This window comes from Verrucomicrobiota bacterium (assembly GCA_016200005.1).
Lineage (GTDB): Bacteria > Verrucomicrobiota > Verrucomicrobiia > Limisphaerales > PALSA-1396 > PALSA-1396.
Genome location: JACQFP010000031.1, coordinates 113,363 through 138,344 on the forward strand (window position 1 = coordinate 113,363; position 24,982 = coordinate 138,344).

Sequence of the window (24,982 nt, forward strand, 5' to 3'; positions counted from 1 at the left end):
CAACAAACGCCGCTTTGAAGGCGATCACTTCTTGGGCGGTGCATTCGTGGCGCCCTTGCTGATTTCTTCCTGTTGCTTGTTCCACTTGTTGACGAGATCGTTGTATTCACCGGCCAGTTTGTTGAATTTTTCCACCGAGGCATTTCGCTCTTCAACCAGTTTTTTGATGTCCTCGTTCTGCTTCTTGATGTCCTCGTTCTGCTTCTTGATGCTCGCGTTGGCCGTTTCCAGCGCAGCTTTGTAATGGTCAATCTGGATCAACTGCTTCTCAATTTCCTGGCCTGCTTTTTCCACATCCTTCTTCAATGCGGCCATCTCCACCCGGTTGCTTTTCACCGTCTCCGTCAGTTCGGACTTCAATTTGTCCAGGCGCGCGACCTCGACCTCGCTCTTCTTCAACTGGCCTTCGAGGTTTTGAATGGTTTCGGCCTTGTCATGGATCGTGTCGGTCAACGATTGGATTTTGGCGCGCAAATGCGTCTCCCGCACCCATTGAAAGGCAATCAACCCGCAAAGCGTCAGCGAGAAAAAAATCAGCAGGCTCGACAGGAATTTTTTCATACCTGGCTTCTCATTGTGGATCTGCATCTCGCGCGACTAGTCAACCTTAATTGTTTGTCTGTGAATGTTGATTTGGTCACGCGTGAAATGAACGCATCATGTGACTGATGAAAAAGTTCTCAGCTTTCCCTCCAATTGTCAAAGCATTTGAAAAAAGACTTTCCAATTCCCGGTGGATACTCACTAATAGGGTCGTTGAACCCGGTTAATCTTCCACGCACCATGTCGAAAAAACTGCTGACAAACCTTCTCATGTTCGGTCTCGCATTGAGCAGCCCGCTGACGTTGGTTCGCGCCGAAGACATTGTGACCAGCCAGGGCAAGACTTACAAGAATGCTGAAATCATCCGCGTGGATTCGGACAGCGTTGTGATCAAACACGACGCGGGCGAAGATCGTGTCGGAATTCTGCAACTGCCGCCTTCGGCCCTGTTGGCCGAACTGCAACGGCAACTGGCCGAGCGGGAGAAGTTGAAGGAACAACTGGCCACAGCGCAGGCGGAAATCCGGAAGCTTAAAAACGAAAACGAAGGCGTCAAACAGGAAAACCAGGCCGTCAAACAACAGTTCCAAAGCGCGCAGACAAAAATCACCGCGGCGCAGTCCAGGGAGGAAAAGGCGCCCTCGCCCACCCCGCCGCTGGCTGGCTTGCCGCCGATCAAAAAGGATGAAGTCGTGCCGGCCCACGACATTGTGAACCACTATCAGGCCGACCGCACCACGGCAGACCAGCGTTATCGCAAACAGTTTTTCAAAGTTCGCGGCGTGGTGGAGCGGTTGGACAAACCGCTGTTCGTCAGCAAGTACGTTGTGTTCCTGAAATCGTTCAACCCAGCCGTCAAAGTGGAGTGCAATGTCCAGCCGCCGCCCGAGCTGGCCAAAATCTATGTGAAGGACGCAGACACGTTGATGGTTGCGCGCTCCGGCGGAGAAGCAGTGGCCTTGATGAAGGTGGGCGACGAAGTCACGTTGGAGGGCCGCTGCTCGGGTTTGGACAACTCACGAATCACTTTCCAGTCTTGCACGCTCGTGCGCTGAACGACGGTGTTCTTTTTGCTGGTGCCAACCCGTTTGCGAATCCTATGGGTTGTGGCTCAAGGCATCGATTATCACCTGCGCCGCATTGATCAGACTCTCGGCCAGTGCGGGATCCAGCGGCGTCACCTGCGCGCGCACTTTGTTTTGGAAGGCGTTGAGTTGATTGATTCCCGGGCGCTGTCGTTCGGACTCGAAGGAAGCCGCCGCCGCCTTCAGGGTCACAATCAACGGACTGCGGTTCTGTCGCGACAGGGTGGACTCTTCCACCAGCGAAATCAATATCCCCACCGACTGCACTGGGGTGATCACTTCCACGACTGCCGTGTCCGTCCCGACATCCATCCCATCGCTGACCACCAGCGTGATCGTGTGAGTGCCAATATCCAGATGGTTGGTGGCCAGCACACCGGAGGCAATGACGTTGGTGCCCTCCAACCAGGAGTATTGCAGCGGATCATTTTCAACATCGGTGGACTGCGAGCCGTCCAGCACCACCGTCGCATTGGAGTTGTTGGGCGAGATCACCACCAGATTTGTAAGGCCGGGGAATTGCGCCAAGGGTGAGACCGTAGCCTTGGCCATGGGCGGATCGTTCACGGAAATGACGTTGAGGCTGACCGTCGCCACGATTGAATCCATTTGTCCATCGTTGACTTTGAACGTGAAGCTGTCCGGACCGAAGTAATTTGTGTTCGGCTGATACGTCAGATTTGGCGGCGTGCCGATGAGTGTGCCATGCGACGGCGCTAAGACGAGGTAAGTGAGCGAATCGCCGTCCACATCGAACGCGCCGAGGGTGAAGGCGGCGGTCGTGTCCTCGTTGAGCGCGACGGATTGCGACTGGGCGACCGGCGGATCGTTGACGGGCAGGACCGTGAGGTTGATCGTGGCGGGTGCTGAGTCCGCCAGGCCGTCGTTGACCTTGAACGTGAAGCTGTCCGGTCCGTTGTAGTCTGGCGACGGCAAATAGATCACATTCGGTGGCGTGCCACTGAGGGTGCCGTGGGCCGGCGGCGTGGCAATGGAATAAATCAGGGGGTCGTTCTCGCGATCAGAACCATGAAGTTCAATCGCCGTCGGAGTGTCCTCGTTCAATGTCACCACGTCGCCGGCCGCCGTCGGTACAATGTTGGCCGTAAGCACGGCGTTGGAACTGGTGATGGCCCCAAACACATTGGTCACGCGGACGGAAAACGTGCCGCCGCTCTTGACAATGAAGCTGTAGGAGGAGTTTGTGGCTCCGAGGATACTCTGGCCGCTGCTGAACAACCACTGATAACGAAGCCGTGGTGAGCCTGCGGCCACCACACTGAATGTCACGTTCGAGCCGACTGTGACGCGCTGGCTGACGGGTTGAACAAGGATGGTCGGCTTCACTTTGCATTTGCCCGCCGCGCCGGCCTGGCGGATGGCCAGAATCTCGGCGGCGGAGAGTGCGCGGTTGTAAATGGCCGGCTCATCAATCAGTCCGCCAAAGTAGGAATTGGAAAGCGTGATCACCGGAGCGCCGATATACAATGGAGGACTGCTGGCGAGACTGGCTTTGCGTTTGGTTGGGTCGAAGGTCAACACAAGCTGTCCATCAACGAAGAGGTTGCCTCCGTTGGTGACAGTGCGATTCAAACTCACGGCCACGTGGTGGAACATCCCGTCGCGCAAATCGGGTCCGGGTGAGATGAATGTGGCAACATTCGTGGCACTCAGCGGTGTCGAGCCCATCGCAAATGCCAGGCGGCCCTGATTCAGTGACAGGGAGTACCCAACCCAGGCGGCGGTGCCCTCGGTGCGTTTTTCGATGATGGGTACGTTGGGATTGATGGTGTTGCTCGGCCCGGTCTTGATCCACGTTTCAATGGAGAAATCGACATTGCTTCCGAAGTTTAACGTCGTCGCCGGTGCCACTTGGATACGGCTGGAGATGCCGTTGAGGCTGAAGGCCCGGTCAACCTTCCCGGTCGCATAAAGCGTCGGCGAGAATGACGAGATGTTGTTCGTCCCCATCGCGTCGGCCTGATTGCCGTCGCCCGGCCACCAACTGATCAAGCCGGTGGGTGTGTCCGTGCAAGTTGGCGGCGGGAGCAAAGTCAACTCCGCACGAGCGCTGATGGCAAAGCCGACAGCGTTCGTGACCGAGACGTTGTAAAGGCCAGCCTGGTTGGTCTTGAGCTTTTCAAGCACGAGCGCGGAGTTGGTAGCGCCGGGGATCACCTGACCGTTGAAACGCCATTGATACTTTAACGGCCGGCTGCCAAGAACCGAGACGCTGAACTTTACATCTTCACCGAGCGGAACGGCCTGATCTTGCGGCTGCGTGACGATGGTCGGCGCCACGAGACATTTGCCGACGACGTCCGCGTTGAAGATCGCTTGAATTTCGGCGTCGGTCAGCGCGCGGTTGTAGAGCGAGACTTCGTCCAGCAGGCCCAAGAAGGGCCAGAAGAAGGACCTGCTTGACGGAATTGCGCCGAGTCCGAGGTTGGCCGTGCCGGGGAAGATGCCGCCGGAGTAATTGGTTTGTGCGGCCAGCGCGCCGTTAACGTAAATGCGTAGCGCTGCGCCATCATAAGTCGCCACGATGAAGCTCCACTGGTTAGTCGGCAGCACCTGACTTGTCACGAGCATGGTGTTCGTCCGCGCGGAGCCGGTGGCGCTGACTGTGAAAAACAACCGACCGTTGTTCGTCGTGCCCAGCAGGTAACCGCTCTGAGTGCCAACCGGCTGTTCCGGGGGATAATCGAATTTGGAAATGATGGTGCGGGGCGTCGTGCCCGAGACACTCGAAGGATTGACCCAGGCTTCGAGCGTAACTCCGTTGGTCAATCGCAGCGAAGGCGAGTCGGGCACTTGGATTCCGCGTTGGATGGAGATCGCTTTGTCCGCTTTGCCGGGGGAGAAAACAGCCGGGAGCGCCGGAACGGCGTTGTTGGAGTCCCAACTGTCAATCGTGTCATTCTCCCAGCGCCACCAACTGACCAGGCCCGTCGGCGGCGGAACACAGTCTGGCAGTGGATTCACGAACAAGAGTGCAGGGGAACTGGTAACGGACCCACCGGCGTTGCTCACGATGACGGAGTATGTTCCAGCGTTGCTAAACTGCGCGCCGGCCACAGTTAGCACGCTGGAGGTCTTGCCGGGCAAGTTGGTTTCATAAAAGCGCCATTGGTAGGCGAGCGGCGCGCCGCCGGTGGCGGTGACACGGAAGGTGGCGTTGCTGCCGACATAGACGGTGAGGTTGGTCGGCTGCGAGACGATGACAGGCGCCGGCGGCGCGACTTCGACGACGGCATATTGCAATTGATTGGACGGCGCGTCGTTCCACGAGCCGAGCGGGAAACCGGAACTGGGATGCCAGATCAGCACGTGATCCTCGTCCGGGAAAACGCCGTCGCCACTGTTCGGTTCGATGGGCGACCAATTCAAATAGGTCACGGGTTCGCCGCTGACCCAGACCCACGTGCCCTCCTGCGCGGCATCGTTGAGCCCGATCCACATCGGGCGCTCCAGTCCGCCGAACGTGCTGAACGTGTCGAAGACCCATTGGTTCTCCGCCGCATTGTTGATCGTGGCGAGGTGACCGCCGAGGCTGACGGCGATCTGTTCGGCGGCGGGCCAGTTGGTGAAGTTGAGGAGGTAATACCAATGACCGTTCGCCGTGTTCGTAATCGGGCCGGCGAGGATGATCGGATCCGGCGGGCCGACTTCGATGACGGCGGAGTGGAGCTGGTTCGACGGCGCATCGGTCCACGTGCCGAGCGGGAAGCCGGAGCTGGGATTCCAAATCAACACGTGGTCTTCGTCGGGGAAAAAGCCGCCGCCGCTGTTTGGCTCGCCGGGCGCCCAATTGAAATAGGTCACCGGCTGGCCGCTCACCCAAAACCAGATGTTTTCCTGACCAGCATCATTCAACCCAATCCACAAGGCCCGGTCGCCGCCGCCGAAGTTGCCGAAGTTGGTGAAGACCCATTCGTTTTCGGCGGCGTTGTTGATGGTGGCGAGATGGCCGCCGAGGCTCACGGCGATTTGTTCGGCGGCCGGCCAGTTGGTCGCGTCGAGCAGATAATACCAGTGGCCGTTCGCGGTGTTTGTGATCGGGCCGGCGAGTAGATATGGCGGCGGCGGGGGCAGGCATTTGCCCGCGCGACCGGCGTGGTAGATGCCCGCGATTTCGGTGGCGGAAAGGGCCCGGTTGAAGACGGCGGGCTCATCGATCATTCCGAAAAACGTGCCGCCACGCCCATCGCCGCGCGAACCAATTGCAACTGCCGCATCGCAGGCGCAGGTCGCGTCATCGAAGGTAAACGGGTTGGGATGATCATAGGCCGGGGTCGCCTGGGGCGCACCATCCACATAGAAAACGGCGCTCGATCCGGATTTGGTTACCGCCAGATGGTGCCAGTTCGTATCCGTGACTAGCGGGGCCGAAAAGAGACCATCCAGATCAATCCTGCTGAGAAACATCCGCCCGTCGTTGGCAATACCAAAGCCATAGCCGCCACGTCCGTAGCCGAAAATCACAGCTCCGTCCCCAGCCACGGAACCATCCGCGCCCAAAACGTCGAAGGAAGTGACCGTTGGACTGGATCGCTTAACCCAAGCCTCAAGCGTAAAATCTTCCAAGCGGAGGCTCGCTGGATTCCCAAGAGTCACCCGGTCGCGGTGCGTGCCGTCAAACACAAAAGCCTGCCCGACCACGCCCAGCCCATAGGTGACGGTCCCCGTTCCGTCGATTGTTCCGGTGTTTCCGTCGGCTGCGTCCGCCGTTGATCCCTCTCCTCGCCACCAACTCACCAGTCCGGACGGGGGTGTAACACAGGCGGTCGGCGGCGGAGGAGGACACTTGCCCGCGCTGCCGGCGTTGTAGATGGATTGAATTTCATTGGTCGTAAGCGCCCGGTTGTAAATCGAAACCTCGTCGATCAGCCCGCCAAAGGCCTGACCGTAAAACGCTCCACAACTGCCCGAGTCGCCAATCTTCAAAGGCGCCGTGTTCGCCGGTCCCAGCGAGCCGGGGGTCGTCGCCGCCAACTGGCCGTTGATAAACAGACGCAGCGTCGTGCCGTCAAACGTGCCGGCCAGATGCGTCCAGGTGTTGAGGGGCAGGGCTTGTCCCGAACAGGCGCACGCGCCGCTCGGCGGGCCGAAGGCCAGCCCTACACCCGCGTCGTCAAAAACCAACTGGAAAGTTCCCTCGGTCGAGCTGCCGGTGCAGCTTGCGCGCTTGCCGATGATGTGCTGGACCGGATTGCTTGAGGTACGATAAACCCACATGTCCACCGTCATCGGGGAGGTGGGACCAAATCTCAGATTGGGCGCATCGGCCACAAGGGCGACATCATCCACGCCATCCAAGCTAAATGCCTGGCCCACCTTGCCGGCCGCAATCACGGCCCCGTTTTGCAGCGTTCCATTATTCCCGTCGGCACTGTCCAAGGCATCGCTCTCCCCCCGCCACCAACTCACCAAGCCCGAAGGCGTTGGAACACACCGAGGCGGCGGTGGAGCAGGTGGACACTTGCCAGCACTGCGGGCGTTGTAGATGGATTGGATTTCAGTCTGGTTGAGTGCGCGCGAGTAGAGGGAAACTTCATCCATCAAACCTGCCCACCGATATGCCGCTGCCGTGCCACCGGGACGAGCGCCGAGATACAAATTGTAACTGGTTTGCGGCGTAAAACTCCCCAGATTCTGCTGGGCAACCACCGCACCGTTGAGGAGCAGCACGGCCAATCCAGAACTCTCGTCGTAAGTCACGGCGACATGCTGAAAGGAATTGGTGTTGATCAAACCGCCTGCCGAGGTCAGCCAATGAAAATTGCCTGCGGTGTCCACCAGGTTGGCGTAAAGGCAGCCCGGCCCCGCGCCGTAACCCACGGGAACCGAAATCCAGAAATGCACGCCATAGGGGTAAGGATTGCCCCCCGTCACCGAATTCCATTCCACAATCGGCCGCTCCAATTCAATGGCGGAAGGCTTGATCCAGGTTTCGATCGTCAGGCCAGCACCGAGGCCGACATTCAAGCTAGGCGAAGCGGGCACAGTGATAACCCCATCCACTCCGTCGAAAACGAATGCCTGACCAGTTTGACCGGAAGCGAAAGTGATGGCACCCGCGAGTTGGCCGTGGTTGCCACCGCTCGTGTCCGCAGCGTTGCTTTCACCCTTCCACCAACTCACCAGACTGGAGGGAGCGGAGAGACAGGGTGGAGGCAGCAGACACTTGCCTGCACTGCCGGCGTTGTAAATGCCGGCGATCTCGTTGGCGGAAAGTGCACGATTGTAAATCGCGACCTCGTCAATGCGGCCTTTGAAGTGCGAGTTCAACGCCGGGTCGGCGTGGTTGCCGATGCGCAACGGTTCGGTCGTGGACAAATCACCCGGTTGCACCGTCGGGTCAAACGTCAGCACCACTTGGCCGTCCACGTAGAGGTGGCCCCCGTTCGTCGCACTTCGGATTACCGTCATGGCGACGTGATGGAACTGCCCGTCGCGCAAGTCCGGGCCGGGCGAAGTGTAGCTGGTAAAATCCAGTTGGGTCAGCGGCGCGTCGGCCAGTTGGCAGGACAACTTGCCGTCCGCCAGCCCGAACTCGTAGCCCACTGCGGAAAGGAAGTTGGGCGTGTAACGCTTGTTCACGATCGATTGCACCCCGAAGTCCGTGACAGCGGTGATGGGTTGAATCCACGCTTCGATGGAGAAGTTTTGGCCCGGTCCAAAATTCAGCGCCGCCGCGTTCGACACGATCACACGGTCATCCACGCCGTCAAAGAAGAATGCCTCGCCCACGACGCCGTTGGTGAAGGTCGCGCCATTCAGCAACACAGCCGTATTACTGCCAACCAGCTCGGCGCCGTTACCTTCCGCTGGCCACCAACCGACCAGCCCTGGAGGCGGCGTGATGCACGCAGGAGCGCCCGCGATTACCTCGACCTGCAAAAGGATGGCAATGAAGACGAACAAAAGCCTGAGGTTGGCCAGCGGTGTCTGTGTTCGAGGTGGGTTATTCAATTGAATGAAGGTTGAATCATCGATGCGAGAAGGAATGGCATAAGGCTTTGGCCGCTGAGGTAATCAAAGCATTAAAATCAGGGAAAAGCAATAAGAGAAACGGTCACCGTTTCCTACGGTGAATCCCTTATCACAAACTCCACCAGCATTTTTGTTGAGTCGGCACATCCGCCTCACTAGCTTGTTCTGATGAACGTTTTTGTCACCGGCGGCGCGGGCTACATTGGATCAATCTTCGTGGAGGAATTGCTCAACACCGGCCATGAGGTGACGGTTTACGATAATCTGACGGAGGGACATCGCTCCGCCGTCGATCCGCGCGCAGGGTTCATCCTGGCCCGACCGGGATTGGCAAGCGATACTGCGTCTGCCATAAAGGAAGCAGCGCCTGACGCCATCATTCACGTGGCCGGAAGCGCATTAGTCGGCGAATCGATGACAAATCCTGGAAAGTATTTTTGGAACAACGTCGCCAACGGATTGAAAGTCCTGGAGGCGGCGGTTGCGGCGAACGTAAAAAAAATTGTTTTCAGTTCCACCTGCGCCACTTACGGCGTGCCGGAGCGAATGCCGATGACCGAGGATCTGCCACAACTTCCCACAAATCCCTACGGCGAATCCAAGTTGATGTTTGAGAAGATGCTTCAGTGGTATCACACCCTGCACGGGCTGGAATTTGTCGCCTTTCGTTATTTCAACGCCGCCGGTGCCAGCCAGCAGTTCGGCGAACATCACCGCGTGGAAACGCATTTGATTCCCAACGTGCTGAAAGTCGCCCTCGGCCAGTCTCTCCACTGTGAGATTTACGGCACGGATTATCCGACGCCCGATGGCACTTGCATTCGCGATTACATTCACATCATCGACCTTGCCCAGGCGCATATCCGGGCGCTCACGCCCGGCGCTCAGGGCTTCTACAATCTGGGCAATGGCGATGGTTATTCCGTGCGGCAGGTGATCCAATGTTGCGAAAAAATCTCCGGTCGGAAAATCCCGACGGTTGAGAAGCCGCGACGACCCGGCGATCCGCCCCGGCTCGTTGCTTCAGCGGAAAAGGCCATCCGCGAGCTGGGTTGGAAACCGAAGTATCCGAAGCTGGAGGACATCGTCGCCACTGCGTGGCAATGGCACAAGGCCCATCCGGCGGGTTATCCCGATTGAAGGGGAGCCGGAAATGTAGCGCCAGTACAGGCTACGCCAGCCAGAGTGACAAACCGGCCAGTGCGATGGCCGCACCCGCAAAACGAAGCAGCGGAACTTTCGACTGCTGCTGCGCCATCCGGCCGAGACCAATGCCGCAAGCGTGCAGTGCGATGGTCGTCAGCACAAAGCCCAGTCCGTACGAAATGCCTGATACGCCGACCTGCATCGCCGTCCCGTGAGCATGTCCGTGAAAAATGGCAAATAACCCAACCACGACGATACTCACTGCCAGAGGCAATCGCGCAGCAGTGGCAATCAAAACCCCCAGCATCAGCACGGAAATCAGAATGCCCTCAGCAACGAATGGCAGTGCAAAACCACTAATCCCCAACAAGCCACCGACGGTCATCAAGCTGACAAAGGTTGCGGGCACCAGCCAGATGGCGCGTCCGCCGAGTTGTGCCGCCCATAAGCCCACCGCCACCATCGCCAGAATGTGGTCGAGGCCAAGCAGCGGGTGACTTAAACCGCCGAGCACGTTGTTGGCGTGGTTGGGCGAAATATGCGCGTGAGCCATGGAAGGCACGCTTAAACAGAGCGCCAGCACCAGCAGTTTGCTGGTCGCCGTGAGATGATCGATTGTCGTTTTCATAGTAGTATTCTCCTATTTGACGTAATTACGATTATCGCGTTCCCATCCCGACACTTTGCACCGTTTGAAAGAGTTTGCCTTCGGTCTTGATGCTGGGCGCGATGATGATTTCAGTTTCTTGAAACTGCCTTATGGTTGCCGCACCCACGTTGCCCATGCAAGTCGTAATTGCGCCAACCAGATTCTGCGATCCGTCATCGACGCTCGCCGGGCCAAACAGGATTTGCTTCAGCGATCCGGTCACGCCGACCTTGATGCGCGTGCCGCGCGGCAGGTTCGCGTGCGGCGTGGCCATGCCCCAATGATTCCCCTGCCCCGGCGCTTCCTTGGCGCGCGCAAATGCGCTCCCGACCATGACGGCGTCCGAGCCGCAGGCCAGCGCTTTGCAAACATCGCCGCCTTTGCTCATGCCGCCGTCGGTGATGATGGGAATGTAATTGCCGGTTTTCTTGTGGTGCATGTCGCGGGCGGCGGCGCAATCGACCGTGGCCGTGACTTGCGGCACCCCGAGACCGAGCACGCCGCGGCTGGTGCAGGCCGCGCCCGGCCCCACACCGATCAGCACACCGGCCACCCCGCACCCCATCAACTCCAAAGTCACGCTGTAGGTGACGGCATTCCCGATGAGCACAGGGATTTTCATGCTTTTGATGAACGCCTCAAGCTCGAGCGATTTGTATTCCGTCGAAATGTGCTTCACGGTGGAGACGGTGGATTGCACGACAAAAACGTCCGCGCCCGCTTCCTGGGCAATCGCGCCAAACCGGTCGGCCTTTTGGGGGATGGAACTGACGGCCGCCAGCACGCCGGCCTTTTTTAATTCCTGGATGCGTTTGGTGATGAGTTTCTCCTTGATCGGCTCCAGGTAGATTCTTTGAATGAGCGTGGTGACTTCGTCCTTGTCCGCCTTGACGACCTTCTCCAGCACTTCGGACGGATTCTCATAACGGGTCTGCACGCCTTCGAGATTGATGACGCCCAAACCGCCGAGCTTACCCATCTCCACGCAGAATTTCACATCGGTCACGCCGTCCATGGCGCTGGCGATGATGGGAATCTTGAGCGTGATGGCGCTGCCGTCCTTGCGCGGGATTTCAAAACGGGTGTTCACCTCGTTTGGATTGATGGTCACTTCACCCGGCACGAGCGCAATTTCGTCAAACCCGTAAGTGACGCGGGCTTTTCGGTTACGGCCTATCCACATTCCCATAAATGATCTGCCTTCGGAACAGTTAGAATTATTTCACACGGCGATGCAAGCGATGGACTGAAGGAATCCCGGAATGTTGTCCCCGCACATCGTTCGACTTGCCGCATCGCTTTGCCGACCCTGTCAAAACTTCATCGGTTCGTTCAAGGCCCCGCACTGTGAACAACGCGAGCGATCCACATCTGCGTCGTCCGTATAGACAAAACCGCATTGGTTGCAACGGAAAATGCGGTCGGCGCTTGCCGTCGGCTCGAATCGCTTGCGACGTTGCTCCGAATATACGGCGAGGCCGGAAAGCGCGGCAAGCAAAGAAACCACGTAACCTAAAATGAGCGATTCGATGGACATGGCTGAATTACTGAATCGTTGAATCATTAAACACATTCCACGGCGAACAACAATCAGGGTTTTCGGGGCGGCGGACCGGCTGGCGGCAACGCCACCGTGTGCCATTCAAAAATCAGCCGACCCCAAGTCAACTTGCTGACGGGCGATTGACTCGCCCCGTGGTTGCGGATGGAACTATAGCGTGCCGCTTTGGCCAAGTTCAACGCCTGTTTGTCGGCGTCTGTCGAACCGCTCTTGGACAGCACACTTGCCGAGACAGTCTTGCCGTCCAAGTCCACCATGACTTGCACCACGGTCGGAGTGAGGATGTTGGTGCCCGGCCAATTGGTCAAAACCATTGGTGACGCAAACGTTCGCTGCAACAGTTCGCCTTCGACCCTCAACTCCGACTGTGTGGGTACGGGTGTCACGGTCAGGAAAAGTTCTGGTGACGACAGGCGTGGTTCGGGGTTGTCTGCGACGGTGAAAGACGAAGTGTTGTTGGTCCGGACAAACTTGGTGAAGGCATTGCCGAGTTGCCGAGTTTGCAAGCCCAACAAACTCGGCGGGGCCGTCCAATCCGCCAGATGAAATTCCAGCTTGGGCGTTTTCGACCAGACACCGCCGGAGAAACCATTGGGATTAGCCGGTGAAAAGAGCAACGGGTCGGTCACGGTCGGTAACCTGACCAGCGCATCTTGCACCAGAAAAACCGCCGGCACGCTTGCGGGGGGGCGCGGTGTGACGACGGAGCGGTCGGACAGCCAGTACACCAGACCCACCTGGACGAGCAGGACAAAAATAACGGCGAGCCACCAGCGGACGCGCGGCCACATCGCCGGTTCAACGGTCGCAGGGATCATGGAGGTGTCGGGCCGGCGGGTGACGAAGCAAATGCGCGCGGTCGCGTGGCCAGCAGCGCTTCTTTGATGCCGACTTCCCGCGCCAGCAACAGCAGGCGGACCTGGTCTGTGTATTTCACCTCCACATCAGCCAGCACCACGAGCGTCAGCGGTTCGGTGGATTTTTGAACGGCGGCTTTCAAGCGGTTTTTCAGTTGCGCTTCCTGAATCAACTGGTTTTCAAAATAAAGTTGTCCGTTCTTATCAACCGCCACGGCGATCGTGGGATGGTCGGTGCCGGCTAGGTCCGCTGCCGCCGGTAACTGAATTCGCACGCCGGGAGTGTACACCAGCGAAGCCAGCACCAGAAAAATCACAAACAAGAAAAACACTCCCGCAAACGGCGCGGCATCGAGCTGTCCGCGAAAGATTTTGGCGTTGCGCGAGAATTTCATGACGACTTCTCGTCGGACGGTTCATCCACAATATTGACGATTTCCGTGGCCGCCTTCTCCATGTCCAGCACGATGTCATTGACGCGGCTGACCAGATAATTGTAGCCCGCATAACTGGGAATCGCCACGGCCAGTCCCGCCGCCGTGCAGATGAGCGCCTGCCAGATCCCATTCGAAAGATCGGCCACGTTCGCATTCAATCCCTTGGCCTCCATCTGCGAGAACATGGTGATGAAGCCCAACACCGTTCCCAGCAAACCCAGGAGCGGTGCAATCTGCGCAATCGTCGCCAGCAGATTCAACTTTTCCTCCAACCGCGGCACTTCCGCCAGCCCCGCGTCGTCCAGCGATTCCCGGACGCGCTCGCGGCCGTGGTCGCGATTTAAAATCGCCGTCTTCACTAATCGCGCCACTGGGCCGGGGGTGGCGTCACAGATCGACAACGCCTCCACGACATTTTCGCGTTTCAACACGTTGCGCACGCCGTTGAGAAACTCGGTGGAATTGATTTGCGCGCGGTGATAATGCAGCACGCGCTCCACAAATACTACCACCGCCACCGCGCTGGTGACCAGGATCAGCCAAAGCATCGGCCCGCCATTCGACAACAACATGGGCAACATGCGGCTCTTATACGGTGATCCGCGCAAAGTTCAAAGTGCAAAGTTGAGGTTGGTTGGAGAACCAACAACATTGAACTTTGAACTTTTAACCTCGACCTGTTACTCCTTGGCGCATGGAAACGCCCGATCAACTCCGTGAACTGTTCCGCATGCAGAAATCCCTCAATGAACGCATCGGCGTGAAAACCGACGCCATGAGCGAGGCCGAAAAAACCAAGTGGGTCTTGAACTATTGCCGCGCGATGACCCAGGAAATCGCCGAGTTGACGGACAGCGTCCCGTGGAAGTGGTGGGCCAAATATCAGAAGTTTGATGAGCAGAACGCGCGCGTGGAGGTGGTTGATCTTTTCCATTTCCTCATCAGTCTGGCGCAGGTCCTCGGCATGAGTGCGGACGACGTCTTCAACGCCTACGTCAAAAAGAACGAGGTGAATTTCAAGCGGCAGGAAAGTGGTTACACGCAGAAGGACGAGCACGACTCGAAACACATCTGACGCAAAGTGAACGCCGCACGCCGCACGCCGCACGCCTCACGTGTCCCAGTCCGCTGGCGCAACGAGGTCGAGCGCGTCCTGATCACCGATGTTCAAATCGCCCGGCGCGTCCGGCAAATGGCACGCGAGATTGAGCGTGATTTTTACAAACGGGAGATGGTCGTGGTTTCTTTGCTGAGCGGCACGGTGATGTTTCTGGCGGATTTGATCCGGCACTTGTCGCTGCCGCTGCGGCTGGATTTCATCGGCGTTTCCAGTTATGGCTTGGGGACGGAGTCAGGCGAACTGGTTTTCACCAAGGAATTGCGGCTGGATGTTCAAGGCCGCGACGTTTTGCTGGTCGATGACATTCTGGACACCGGCAAAACTCTTTCACGCGTGCTGGAAAAACTGCGCGCCCTCGAACCGCGCCGGATAAAAACCTGCGTGTTGCTCAACAAAGGCACGCGTCGTGTTGAGGATGTGAGCGCGGACTACGTCGGATTTGAGATTCCCGATTTGTTTGTGGTCGGCTACGGATTGGATTTCGCCGAGCGTTATCGCAACCTGCCGTTCGTCGGCGTGTTGAAACCGGCGTTGTATCAATCGCATCAGAGTTAAGCTCGCCGTGCGCCCTCCGACTCTACCAATCCCCCAGCGACTCCAAACCGGGCGTCTCGTGCTCGTTGCGCCGCGTCGAGGGGATGGCCAGGAGGTCAATCAGGCTGTCCGCGAGTCGTTTCGTGAACTGCACCGATGGATGCCTTGGGCCAAACAGCGGCCAACAATGGAGGAGACTGAGTCGTTCTGCAGGAAGGCGGCGAGGGATATTTCCGCGCGCCAGGAATTTTCCTTTTTATTGCGTCTGCGAGATGGCGGCGTACTGGTGGGTGCGGGAGGCTTGGTGCGCGGAGATTGGTCAGTGCCAAAGTTCGAAATTGGCTATTGGCTGAGGACGAAATTCATCGGGCACGGCTTCGCCACGGAAGCTGCCAAAGTGCTGACGGCGTTTGCACGGCGTCATCTGCGCGTGCGGCGGCTGGAAATCAGGATCGACCCGCGCAATACACGCAGCGCAGCGGTGGCAAGACGCGCGGGCTTCAAATTGGAGGCCATTTTGCGTCAGGACGCACGCGATAACCGTGGGCGCTTGCGCGACACGCAGGTTTTTGTGAAATTGTTCTGAGCGGTAACTAACATGAACGTCGAAGTCCAGTTTTATTCCTATTTCAAAGAGCTGACCGGCTGTGCACAAACCAAGGAAACAGTGGCGGACGGCAGCACCCTCGGCGATCTATTCAAACAGTTGATGATTCGTTTCCCCAAACTGACCGCGATGGAACGATCCACCCTCATCGCCGTCGGGGTTGATTATCAGGATCGCAGTTATGTTTTGAAAGACGGCGATGAAGTCTCGCTGTTTCCGCCCGTTCAGGGAGGATGAGGTATTTATGAGTTACGATTTACGATTTGCAATTTACGCGCGCTTCCTGGTCACGTATCACGCATCACGCATCATTCAACTGTGAACCGCACGCTTACCATCACCACCGATCCGATCCACGAAGCGACGTTATTGAGCGCCCGCGCGATGTCCCCCGGCATGGGCGCGGCGATTTATTTTCTTGGCGTCGTGCGCGAGAGTGAAGAGGGCGCGAACATTTTGGCGATTGATTACGAGGCATTTCCAAGAATGGTCGAGCACCAGTTTGAAATCATCTTCCAGCAAATCGAAAAGCGCTGGTTGATCGAATCTGTACGGCTAGTTCATCGCATTGGCGTGGTCAAGGTGAACGAGCCGTCGTTATGGGTGGAAGTCATTGCTCCACATCGCGAGGAAGCATTCGCCGCCTGCCAATGGCTGATCGACGAGATGAAACGCACCGTGCCGATTTGGAAACGCCCGCTCGCTCCGTAACCGCCGAGATTACGAGGCGGATTCATGAGGACGAAACGTTTACTTACTCCCCGAGGCGCCGGGCGGTGATGGCGGTTGCCGCGAAGCCATCGGCAGGAGAGGCGGTGCCGTCCCGACACTCCCAACCGCGCGACTCGCGCGTGTCCAGTGTTTTCCATTTGCTGAGGTCAGAATGACGCCGCTCCAACCCTCCACCACAAATCTGCCGTGTTGGAAGACGATGCCTTGCAAACGCTCGCCGGTATCGGAGCTTCTCGTCCTCCATCGCGTGCCGTTTTTGGAAGTGATCACCGTTCCCGCGTATCCCACCGCGACGAACGTTCCGCTGCCAAACGCGACACCGCGCAAACGTTCGTCCGTGTGAGCATCGCTCACGATCCACGAGAGCCCGTCGCGCGACGTGACCACTGCCCCTTCGTTTCCGACTGCCACAAATATCCCGTTGCCAAAAGCAACGTCGTAGAGCGAGCAGGCGGTTCTCGAATTTTGTTCGACCCAATTCGTGCCGTCCGTGGAACTCCAGAGCCCCGCTTTCTTAAAAACCTTCACCGCCGTGCCCTGACCGCAAGCCGTGCGGGCCGGCGCGCCGGGCAGCGAACCGATCGTCACTGGGGCGCCAGGGACTCCCGCGACGATCAATTGTGTGCAAGTCAGCGCGGCGCCAAGCCGGACGCCGCCGGTCAAAGTAAAACTGGTTTTCACGTTCAAGCTGCCTGCCGTTTCCTCGTGTGTAGCGCAGTGCGCAGTTGCTCGCTTGCTGCGTTTCCCCATTCTCATTGTGTTGCGCGATAGAAGAAATACTCCGCCGTGTACGGCGCGCGCGCTTCTTGATCCGGCGCTGTGGGCGCAGCGGTTGGGGCCAGTCCGCCCGTGGTGTTCACGCGCTGGATGTAGGTCGTGTGTTCGAGAATTCCCGGACCTTCCGTGGACTTCGCCTGAAGGAGCAACCACGGGATGGCGCTGGCGTCCACCGTCGTGCTGGCCAAGCGCGCGCCGACGACTTTGCTGCCGCTCTGGCTTTCCCAGGTGGGGCCGGAATAGTGAAGCCCCACCACGTTTCCGTCCGCGTCGAACAACACGGCTTCTGGAGCTTGGAACGTCCAGACAAACTTCGTTGGATCCGTCGGCGATGCTGTTGCGACGTAGATCTGCACGCCCACGGCGTAGGCGTGGAACGATACCTTGTTGCCGTCGGGCACTTGCAGGCTGACAGGCACCTCTGGTGCGCGGTTGTCGTTGCCCGCTTGCATGGTTGTGGGGGACGCGAGCAGCAGCAAAGCCACTGCGGACAGCGCGAATGTGCTCGTTGGGAAGAAGCCTGATTGGGCGCTTCCGGTTTGTGAACTTTTCATGACTTGACCTTTCTTATGTTCAGGCGGCGTGCGCCTGTTGGTTTTGATTTCGTTGTTACTGAAGGCTCTTTCAGATGAACGCCTTCCACTTCTTTCCAGACCGGAAGCGATAGAAACGTAACAAGGAAAAGGGAGAAGTTTCCCAACTCTACCTAGAAATTCAAAGTGGCTTGCACGTAAACCCAATCCGCATCCGTCGCGCCGCCGACGTTGGCAAGGGAGCTTTTGAGGTAATCGCCGGCGAAGAAGTGGCCAAAGCCGGCGCGAACCACGGTCCAAGGCTTGATCATCCAGGATGCGTCCAAGTCTATCTCGAATCCGCCAAAACTGTCCAAGTGCGGGTTGCGTCCGTAAGAAGCCGGTTCAATTGGAACAGTCGGTCCACTCGCGCCACGGCCCGACCCGGATTCGGGATAGAAGAAATCATGTGTGCCAGCCGACTCAAGGTGTGGACTTCGGCAAATACGATTCCTTGGCGCAATCAGTCATTGAGCCTGGCCTACCGATGGCGGGTTTTTGTCACGCTTGCCGTCTGTTGTCCGTCGTTTTTTCTTCGGCGTGAAAGGGAAAGGTGATCACCAGTGCCAAAGCACACGAACCGAGTTTCATCGAGTTCATATTCACCTCATGATCGCTTCCGCCTCCAAGTCCGCTTGTTCCAGGCTCACGGCGCGGATCAGCCGCAGGGTGCCGTTGTCGGTCACTACGGCGAGATAATTGCCGTCAGGAGAGAAAGCGACCAGCCGCACGTGATCATCAACCGGGAAACTCGCCACTTCCAGATGGCTGGCCACGCTCCAAAGTTTGACCGTGTTGTCCTCACTGCCGCTGGCAAGCGTTTCTCCGTCCGGCGCAAAACACAAGGTCCGGATGCCGGACTGATGATACGACATTGAGGCGAGAGACTTGGACATATCCGCCGAGTTCCAAAACTTGATGGTGTTGGCGTTGCAGCCCGACGCGAGCGTTTTGCCATTCGGCGACACTGCGACCGCGCAAACGCTGCCGCGGTGTTCGCCACTGGAGCGGAGTTTCGTTTGCGTTCGGGCGTCCCACACCGCCACGGATTTATCACGGCCGCCGCTAATCAATTTGTCGCCCGAAGGAGAAAACGCCACCGAAGCGACCCCGCCGTCATGCGCGTGAAACGCAGCCAGCTGGCGCCCTGACTCGATGTCCAGGAGTTGGATCGTGCCGTTGTTGAAACCCAGCGCCGCCGTTCGCCGGTCGGCAGAAATATCCACACAAGGGACGTTCCCTTCGATTCTCCCGGAATAAGCTGGCAGTCGTTTGGTGGTTTTGGTTCCCACCTCCCACCATTCAGGTATTTCGTTCAAAGTCGAAACGAGCAAGGTCTTTGCGTTACGGGAAAACGCGACGGCAAAAGCGGCATCGCGCAACACGGCCTTTTCCTCCAGCGACTCCACGTCCCAGACGCGCACGGTCCTGTCCTTGCAACCGGCAGCGATCAGTTTGCTGTCAGGCGAAAAGGTAAAATTTCCCCATTCCTTGGAGAACAAGTTGGTTGCGACTTCACGTGTGGCTTCTTCCTTCACGTTCCAAATCTTTATCGTGCTATCGCGGCTGCCACTTGCCAACCGCAAACCATCGGGTGAAAATGCGAGCGACCAGACAGCGCCGATTTGTCCGCGGAAAGCTCTCTCCTTCTGCCTTTGGGTGGCCAGGTCCCACAATTTGATCGTCTCGTCCGAACTGCCGCTGGCCAGCGTTTGCCCGTCGGCGGAAAACGCGAGCGCGAGCACCGGCGGATTGTGTGCTTGAATCTTCTGGCTTTGAAACGTCGCCATGTCCCAAAACCAGATCGTGCCATCACCGTCACCGACGGCCAGCACCTTTCCGTCGGACGAAAACTGTAGCGACCGGATTTCGCGGTTCATGAGCAGATACTTCAACTCTTTTCCGCCCGGAACATTCCAGAGCCGGACGCCGGGATCGGGGTGAAGCGGGTTCTTGCTCTGCTCAACAACCGCCAGGACATTTCCAGACGACGCGAGGGCGACGCCGCTGGCCCAGCCATAATCTAGGCGGCGAGGAACGGCATCCGGCAAGTGGAAGATCCTCTGCTGCTTTGCGAGGTCCCAAACGTTGAGCAGATGGTTCTGTTCACTGGCGACGACAATGTTTCCGTTCGCGGCAACGCCGACCAGTTCCCCCGCGTTCGTTGCGCACGTGTTCACCTCTCCAGTTCCAACGCGATACTGCTTGATCGTGCCATCGCGCTGACCAATCACAAAGGTTGCGCCGTCAGCGGAGAATCCGCCTAGCGTCGAGGCGTTCGTAACGATGAGCAGCGGTGTCCGGGGCGAATCAAGGTCCCAGATTTTGAACGTGTTGTCCCAGGCAAACGACGCGAGCAGTTTTCCACCGGGCGAGAACATGAGGTCGCCCACAATTTGATCCTGCCTCGGCAGCGCCAAAGGATAATCTCCGCGGCAACGCCGCCACAGGTGACGCCATTCAAACCTGCGCAAGTCTGTTCCACCGGGTTTTGGCCGCTGCTCTTGAATCAAGTTAAGGGCCTGACGCCAGTTGCCGTTGTTTGCGTCCCGCAGCGCCAGATTCATCGCCTCCGCATAACGGAACGTTTCGGCCAGATGTCGCTGCGTCTCCGCCCGCCGCCACTCCAGCGACACCCCGACGAAGCCCAGTGTGAACGCGAGCAGTAACCCTGCGAGCAGGCTGGCGACCGCGGGCTGTCGCTGGCACCAACGCCAGATTCTTTCCGCCGCATTGGCGGGTCGGGTTTGAATCGGTACGCCGCGGAGATACCGGCCCAACTCATCGGCCAGCGCTTGCGCCGACTCGTATCGCGCGCGCGGATGCTTTTCCAGGCACTTCAAACAAATTGTTTCCAGATCGCGTGGAACACTGGCGTTCAACCCGCGCGGCGATACCGGCTCATTGTGGAGCAATTGCCGAAGCGTGTCCTCGAGCGTCTCCGAGAGAAACGGCGCACGCCCGGTGAGCAGATGATATAGAATCGCGCCGAGCGAATAGACATCACTCGCCGGGCCGACGCCGATATGCTTTGGGTCGGCCTGCTCGGGCGGCATGTAGCTCGGCGAACCCAAGACCTGGCCTGTCGAAGTCAGTTCGGAATCGCCTTGCAGCCGTTTTGCCAGGCCGAAGTCCGTAATGCGCGGCTGGTCGAGCGGGTCAATCAGGACGTTGGACGGTTTGAGGTCGCGGTGCAGAATGCCGCGCTGATGCGCGTACTGCACGGCTCCGGCGATGATCTTGATGTAGCCCGCGGCGCGCCTGGCCGGCAACGGATTGTCGCGCACCAGTTCTGCCAAGCTCTTGCCATCCACATAATCCATCGAAAAATAATGCTGGCCTTCGTGCTCTCCGACTTCGTGAATGGCGATGATGTTCGGGTGCTGCAAGCTGGCCACCGCCTGCGCCTCGGTTTCAAACCGCTGCACGAATTCGTCACTCGCAAACTTCCCGAACAACAGCACCTTCATCGCAACAATGCGGTTGAGGCTCACCTGCCGCACGCGATAGACAATACCCATTCCGCCCCGCGCGATTTCCTCCAACAATTCATAATCGCCAAACTGGCGACGGCGTTCACTTTCGGCGTTCGCGGTTCGGGGTTCGATCTTAGCAGCCGCAGGTGGCACCAGGCTGATCCCCATGCTGACCAGACAGCGGGGGCAAAGTCCTTGCGGCGCGTTGGCGGGAAGCTCCGCTCCGCATTCCTCGCATGTGCGTTCTGCGGGCATGATCGGTTGGTCGGTGTTCTTGCTGCATTCAGACATAACGGAGCCGAAAAGCAAAGGCCAACCAGCGTGGTTGCGCCAGACTGCGATTCTGTTCGACCGAAGTCGCCGATTTAGCGGCTTCGAAGTTTCGTTCAGACGAACGTATTCCACTCTTTTTCAGACCGGAAGTTGGCGCAAGGTAACGGATAAACGAAACGATCTGGTGAGGTGTCAACGTGTCATTGCCTGGTACGAACCAAGTCAACTTTGATCTCATCACTGCCCACAGGGACAACCTTCAGGCCGTGCCAACTCAGCAAAGTTTCGAGCGCGTAGGCACACTCCTCCTGGCTGAGCGCAGTTTGGGTCGTGAAGTTCACGGGGTCATTTGATGATGGAAGTTGCCGTGTTCGATCCAGCCGGCGACCGGTCAAATCCGCATAAAGCTTCACCATCCGGCTCAATTCCGTGTTGGGAAGGTTTATGAATACGCCTCCGGGGAACAATCCTGGCCGGCTGTTGTCGCGAGCCAGCGATCTGATTTCCGAGAAGCGCGGCTTCACGGCTGCGACCTCAGAAGTCGGCACAACGAGTAGAAACTTTTCTCCATCCTCAATTGTTGTGATTCCTTTGACCGCGAGCGCTTTATTGAGTCTGTGAGCCGCGGTTTCCGGGCTGGGCGCGAGGAAATCCAGGTCGAAAAGCGCGGCGGGAAGACGTGGGGAACGTATGAGAGTCTGTCCGCTAAACTGTGAATACAAGAACAAGACGAGATCCGTATTGGCTCCGTTCAGTGCAATCCCCTGAGGGGTGTCAGCAAGTGCGTCGCCGAGGCGGGCCAGGAATCCGGATATGCCCTTGGCCTTGGGGTGGCTGGCTGCCCAACCATCCAAGGTCAGGGTGACAATGGGATTTGTTCCGCCCACATTCAGTTTCACTGCGCCCTTCTTCGGCCTAATCTTGATCAAGCTGACGCCCTCATGGCTCTCCTTTTCCCGCAGCATGAAATACCGGCCAGGGGAGCGCCCGCTTTCCAAGACGGCATAGCCACACCAATCCAGGTTGATGATTCCGACAAGTCGTGGACCAACTGATTGGTCGTCGTCCGATCTCTTGTTCGGTAGCGGCAGCGGCAAAGGTCTGAACGCCCTCACCAGCGGGACGAGTGACTCGACCTCTGCGCGGGTGAGTTTCTCCTTGAAGGGTGGCATTTTGAACGTGTTCGTCTTGTTGTGGGTGCCTTCGAGGATTTGCTCGATAATTTTGTCATCCTCCAACTTGCATTCGCTGAGGTCTTGGACATGGCGCTGCCTGGCTACTGGCGTTTGCGCTCTGCCGTCCTTGCTGTGGCAGGGCGCGCAGTTTTTGTTGAACATTTCTTTCGCCCCGCCGGAAAAGGCCGTCTGCCGGGAGGGCACCACCATGATGTTCCACTGCGCAGCGGGGGCAGCATCACTGGCATGCAGCGACCGGCCCGTGACCACCGCCATGATGATCAACAAGGCAGCGATCCTCACACCGCTCAAGTGTTGGCAGATGCTGCTTATTCGTTCGAAGTTTCGAGCCCGAAAAGCGACCCGGTAGGCTCCCACTTCTTTCGCGTGTTTCATTGCTAAACCTTTCTTCTGCCGTCCAGTGAGGACGGTCCGTCTGTTCCAGACCGGAAATAGGCGAAAGGTAACGAGGAATCTGGGAATATCCGTTCCGGGTCTGCGCAGTAGGGAAAGATTTTATCCTGTCATCAATGCTTGAGCCGATAGAAGCGGCTGCCGTTGGTTGATGCGATCACCATTTCATTCCTCAGACTGGCCAGGTTGAGCGTTGGCGTGTTCGTCACGTCCGTCCAGTCGGTCGTGGTGATATCGGCATTCTCTTGCAGTACGAAAGCCGTTGCGGGCACGATCCAAGAGAGGACAAGGTCGCTGCCTGAAGGTGTGATGTGCAACTCCGGCGTTGGTGTGGACTGCGAGATCCAGATGCCACCGCCATTGATCAAAGCGATTAGTTTGCTTCCATCCGCCGAAGAGGCGACCGAACTCCAATTTGTAACGGGCGCGTTGTTCGAGCTCCAGTTGCCTCCCGCATCCACTGAGGTGAAGATGACGCCTCCACCCACAGCCACCAAGTGGCTGCCATCAGCGGAGGAGGCGACGAATGACCACGCTGTGCCAGGCGCGCTGGTCACGTTCCAAGTGACGCCCGAATTGGTCGAGGTGGATATCAGCCCAGGCGAGTTGCCGTAGAGACTGCGCACTGACGCGGCGGCCATTCTCCTTCCATCGGCCGAGGAGGCGATGGAACTCCATCGCGTGGCGTACGTGTCGGTGTTGGTCCAGGTCGCCCCGGAGTTCGTTGAGACGTAGATAGGGATGTCGGCAAAAGGCCCAGCGCCCGCCACGGCCAAGGTGGTTCCCTCCGCCGAAGAGGCCACGGACAACCAACCGCCAAAGGGCACGCCGCTTGGCAACCAGGTGCCGCCCAAATCCGGCGACATTAAAATCTGGCCCTGGCTTGCAGCGATCAAATGGATGCCATCGGCTGACGAAGCGACAGCGACCGCATTCGACGCTGTGGTTGGAGTCCAGTTTGCGCCGGAATCCGACGAGACGTAAATCGGTCCGCTCCCGGTCGCCGCCACCAGCTTCGATCCGTCCGCAGACGAGGCGACCGCAGTCCAATTGGTAACGGGCGCGCTGGACGGCGTCCAAGTCGCGCCCGAGTTCGTGGAGGTGTGAATCGAGCCGCCTGGGACGCCACCGACAACGGCGACGAGTTTGGTTCCGTCTGCGGAACTGGCGACTGAAGTCCAGTTCGTAATGGGGGCGCTGGTCTGCGTCCAGGTTTGGGCGAAGGCGAGATTAACCACGGGCAGCAAACTGCCCAGGGCGGCCAAACCGAGCAGGCGGTAATCAAGTTTCATTCCGACGAACGAGGCGCGAAGTATTTTCATAACGTTCGATGCCAGAAGCACCGAACGGCAAGACCGCACGTCGGACGATGCGAGAGGGTGGTTCGACGCTGAGCAACTTTGGCCGCGATGTCAACGGCGAACAAACAATCCCCGATCAGTGATCCCACGATAAGAAAGTTCTTCATACGAGCTCGTTCAGACGAACGCCTTCCACTCTTTTCCAGACCGAAAACCGGCGGCGAGTAACACGAAAGCTGAAGCTATTTTGCGGCGAGGCAGAGAACCGAGCGTGGAAAAACGGGTCCACGTAGCACACGGCGAAAAGTCGGGACGAACGCGGGTGGCAACTTTTTTAAGCGACTGCTCGTACAATGTGACACGGAGATTTCGTTACATCCCGATGCTCTTGCGCGATGCCGAGGTGGGTAGGGCGCGTCACTCCGTGCGCGCCGTTCGGAGGACCGGTTCCAGTTTGCGGCGCGCACGGAGTGACGCGCCCTACCAACCTGCGCGGTTCATGGCCGCGCTGCCCGGAGAGCCACCGTGGGATTTTCCTTACGTCGGTTGCTACAAGGATGGGGTTGCGGTCTTCACTCCGATTCGCGCTTCGCGCCTTTGCTCAAGAAAGTGGGGTGGAAATGCCGGTTTGGAGAGAGCGAAAAACCTTTGGTTGGCAAAAGGATTTAAGCGCCATGAACTGCCGTCCTCGCTCGAGAGGACTCTGCATGTCGGGAAATGTGCTCC

21 protein-coding genes are annotated in these 24,982 nt (G+C 58.2%); 7 read left to right on the plus strand and 14 right to left on the minus strand.

The genetic code is table 11. The features are described 5' to 3' along the window. Positions 1-24 precede the first annotated feature (24 nt). Positions 25-561, minus strand: a complete 537-nt coding sequence (locus HY298_11640) for a hypothetical protein (GenBank protein MBI3850910.1) — start codon at positions 559-561, stop codon at positions 25-27. A 222-nt stretch (positions 562-783) separates the two neighbouring features. Here HY298_11640 and HY298_11645 point away from each other — a divergent pair, with 222 nt between their 5' ends. Further along, on the plus strand, positions 784-1,599 hold the full coding sequence (locus HY298_11645) for a hypothetical protein (protein MBI3850911.1): 816 nt from the start codon (positions 784-786) through the stop codon (positions 1,597-1,599). 42 nt (positions 1,600-1,641) lie between these two features. Here the strand turns inward: HY298_11645 and HY298_11650 are convergent, their stop codons facing one another. Beyond that, positions 1,642-8,604: a tandem-95 repeat protein gene (locus HY298_11650; protein ID MBI3850912.1), complete on the minus strand. Its 6,963-nt coding sequence runs from the start codon at positions 8,602-8,604 to the stop codon at positions 1,642-1,644. Between the two features lie 189 nt (positions 8,605-8,793). On the opposite strand from HY298_11650, the gene galE reads away from it, so the two are divergent. Continuing rightward, positions 8,794-9,765, plus strand: a complete 972-nt coding sequence (galE, locus tag HY298_11655; GenBank protein ID MBI3850913.1) for a UDP-glucose 4-epimerase GalE — start codon at positions 8,794-8,796, stop codon at positions 9,763-9,765. Between the two features lie 31 nt (positions 9,766-9,796). On the opposite strand, the gene HY298_11660 is transcribed toward galE, so the two are convergent. From HY298_11660 to HY298_11685, 6 genes are all read right to left on the minus strand, one after another. Then, entirely contained in the window at positions 9,797-10,399 is a 603-nt protein-coding gene (locus tag HY298_11660) for a HupE/UreJ family protein (protein MBI3850914.1), read from the minus strand. Between the two features lie 31 nt (positions 10,400-10,430). After that, positions 10,431-11,609 carry a GuaB3 family IMP dehydrogenase-related protein gene (locus HY298_11665; GenBank protein ID MBI3850915.1) on the minus strand — a complete coding sequence of 393 codons (1,179 nt, stop codon included), beginning with the start codon at positions 11,607-11,609 and terminating at the stop codon, positions 10,431-10,433. 123 nt (positions 11,610-11,732) lie between these two features. Next, a complete protein-coding gene (locus HY298_11670) occupies positions 11,733-11,957 on the minus strand; it encodes a hypothetical protein (GenBank protein MBI3850916.1) in 225 nt (74 codons plus the stop codon). A 53-nt stretch (positions 11,958-12,010) separates the two neighbouring features. Then, positions 12,011-12,799: an energy transducer TonB gene (locus HY298_11675; GenBank protein MBI3850917.1), complete on the minus strand. Its 789-nt coding sequence runs from the start codon at positions 12,797-12,799 to the stop codon at positions 12,011-12,013. After that, on the minus strand, positions 12,796-13,233 hold the full coding sequence (locus tag HY298_11680; protein MBI3850918.1) for a biopolymer transporter ExbD: 438 nt from the start codon (positions 13,231-13,233) through the stop codon (positions 12,796-12,798). Before HY298_11680 ends, HY298_11675 begins: the two co-directional genes overlap by 4 nt. Further along, entirely contained in the window at positions 13,230-13,856 is a 627-nt protein-coding gene (locus HY298_11685; GenBank protein MBI3850919.1) for a MotA/TolQ/ExbB proton channel family protein, read from the minus strand. Before HY298_11685 ends, HY298_11680 begins: the two co-directional genes overlap by 4 nt. 113 nt (positions 13,857-13,969) lie before the next feature. Between HY298_11685 and HY298_11690 the strand changes: the two genes are divergently transcribed. The 5 genes from HY298_11690 (at position 13,970) to HY298_11710 (ending at position 16,247) form a co-directional block, all read left to right on the plus strand. Beyond that, complete coding sequence (locus HY298_11690) at positions 13,970-14,350, plus strand: dUTP diphosphatase (GenBank protein ID MBI3850920.1); 381 nt, start codon at positions 13,970-13,972, stop codon at positions 14,348-14,350. Positions 14,351-14,467: 117 nt separating this feature from the next. Further along, the gene (gene hpt, locus HY298_11695; protein MBI3850921.1) at positions 14,468-14,950 is read left to right on the plus strand and encodes a hypoxanthine phosphoribosyltransferase; all 483 of its coding nucleotides are present in this window, start codon (positions 14,468-14,470) and stop codon (positions 14,948-14,950) included. Between the two features lie 7 nt (positions 14,951-14,957). Further along, entirely contained in the window at positions 14,958-15,515 is a 558-nt protein-coding gene (locus HY298_11700; GenBank protein ID MBI3850922.1) for a GNAT family N-acetyltransferase, read from the plus strand. Between the two features lie 12 nt (positions 15,516-15,527). Beyond that, the gene (locus tag HY298_11705; GenBank protein ID MBI3850923.1) at positions 15,528-15,773 is read left to right on the plus strand and encodes a MoaD/ThiS family protein; all 246 of its coding nucleotides are present in this window, start codon (positions 15,528-15,530) and stop codon (positions 15,771-15,773) included. Positions 15,774-15,854: 81 nt separating this feature from the next. Further along, entirely contained in the window at positions 15,855-16,247 is a 393-nt protein-coding gene (locus HY298_11710) for a molybdenum cofactor biosynthesis protein MoaE (GenBank protein MBI3850924.1), read from the plus strand. A gap of 39 nt (positions 16,248-16,286) precedes the next feature. Here the strand turns inward: HY298_11710 and HY298_11715 are convergent, their stop codons facing one another. From HY298_11715 to HY298_11740, 6 genes are all read right to left on the minus strand, one after another. After that, positions 16,287-16,949, minus strand: coding sequence for a hypothetical protein (locus HY298_11715; protein MBI3850925.1), 663 nt, complete (start codon positions 16,947-16,949; stop codon positions 16,287-16,289). A 71-nt stretch (positions 16,950-17,020) separates the two neighbouring features. Then, the gene (locus HY298_11720) at positions 17,021-17,599 is read right to left on the minus strand and encodes a DUF3455 domain-containing protein (protein MBI3850926.1); all 579 of its coding nucleotides are present in this window, start codon (positions 17,597-17,599) and stop codon (positions 17,021-17,023) included. Between the two features lie 152 nt (positions 17,600-17,751). Further along, positions 17,752-17,889: a hypothetical protein gene (locus HY298_11725; GenBank protein MBI3850927.1), complete on the minus strand. Its 138-nt coding sequence runs from the start codon at positions 17,887-17,889 to the stop codon at positions 17,752-17,754. Between the two features lie 330 nt (positions 17,890-18,219). Continuing rightward, positions 18,220-21,384, minus strand: coding sequence for a protein kinase (locus HY298_11730; GenBank protein ID MBI3850928.1), 3,165 nt, complete (start codon positions 21,382-21,384; stop codon positions 18,220-18,222). A gap of 182 nt (positions 21,385-21,566) precedes the next feature. Then, positions 21,567-22,937, minus strand: coding sequence for a c-type cytochrome (locus tag HY298_11735; protein ID MBI3850929.1), 1,371 nt, complete (start codon positions 22,935-22,937; stop codon positions 21,567-21,569). 131 nt (positions 22,938-23,068) lie between these two features. Then, positions 23,069-24,277, minus strand: a complete 1,209-nt coding sequence (locus tag HY298_11740; protein MBI3850930.1) for a hypothetical protein — start codon at positions 24,275-24,277, stop codon at positions 23,069-23,071. Between the last annotated feature and the right edge of the window lie 705 nt (positions 24,278-24,982).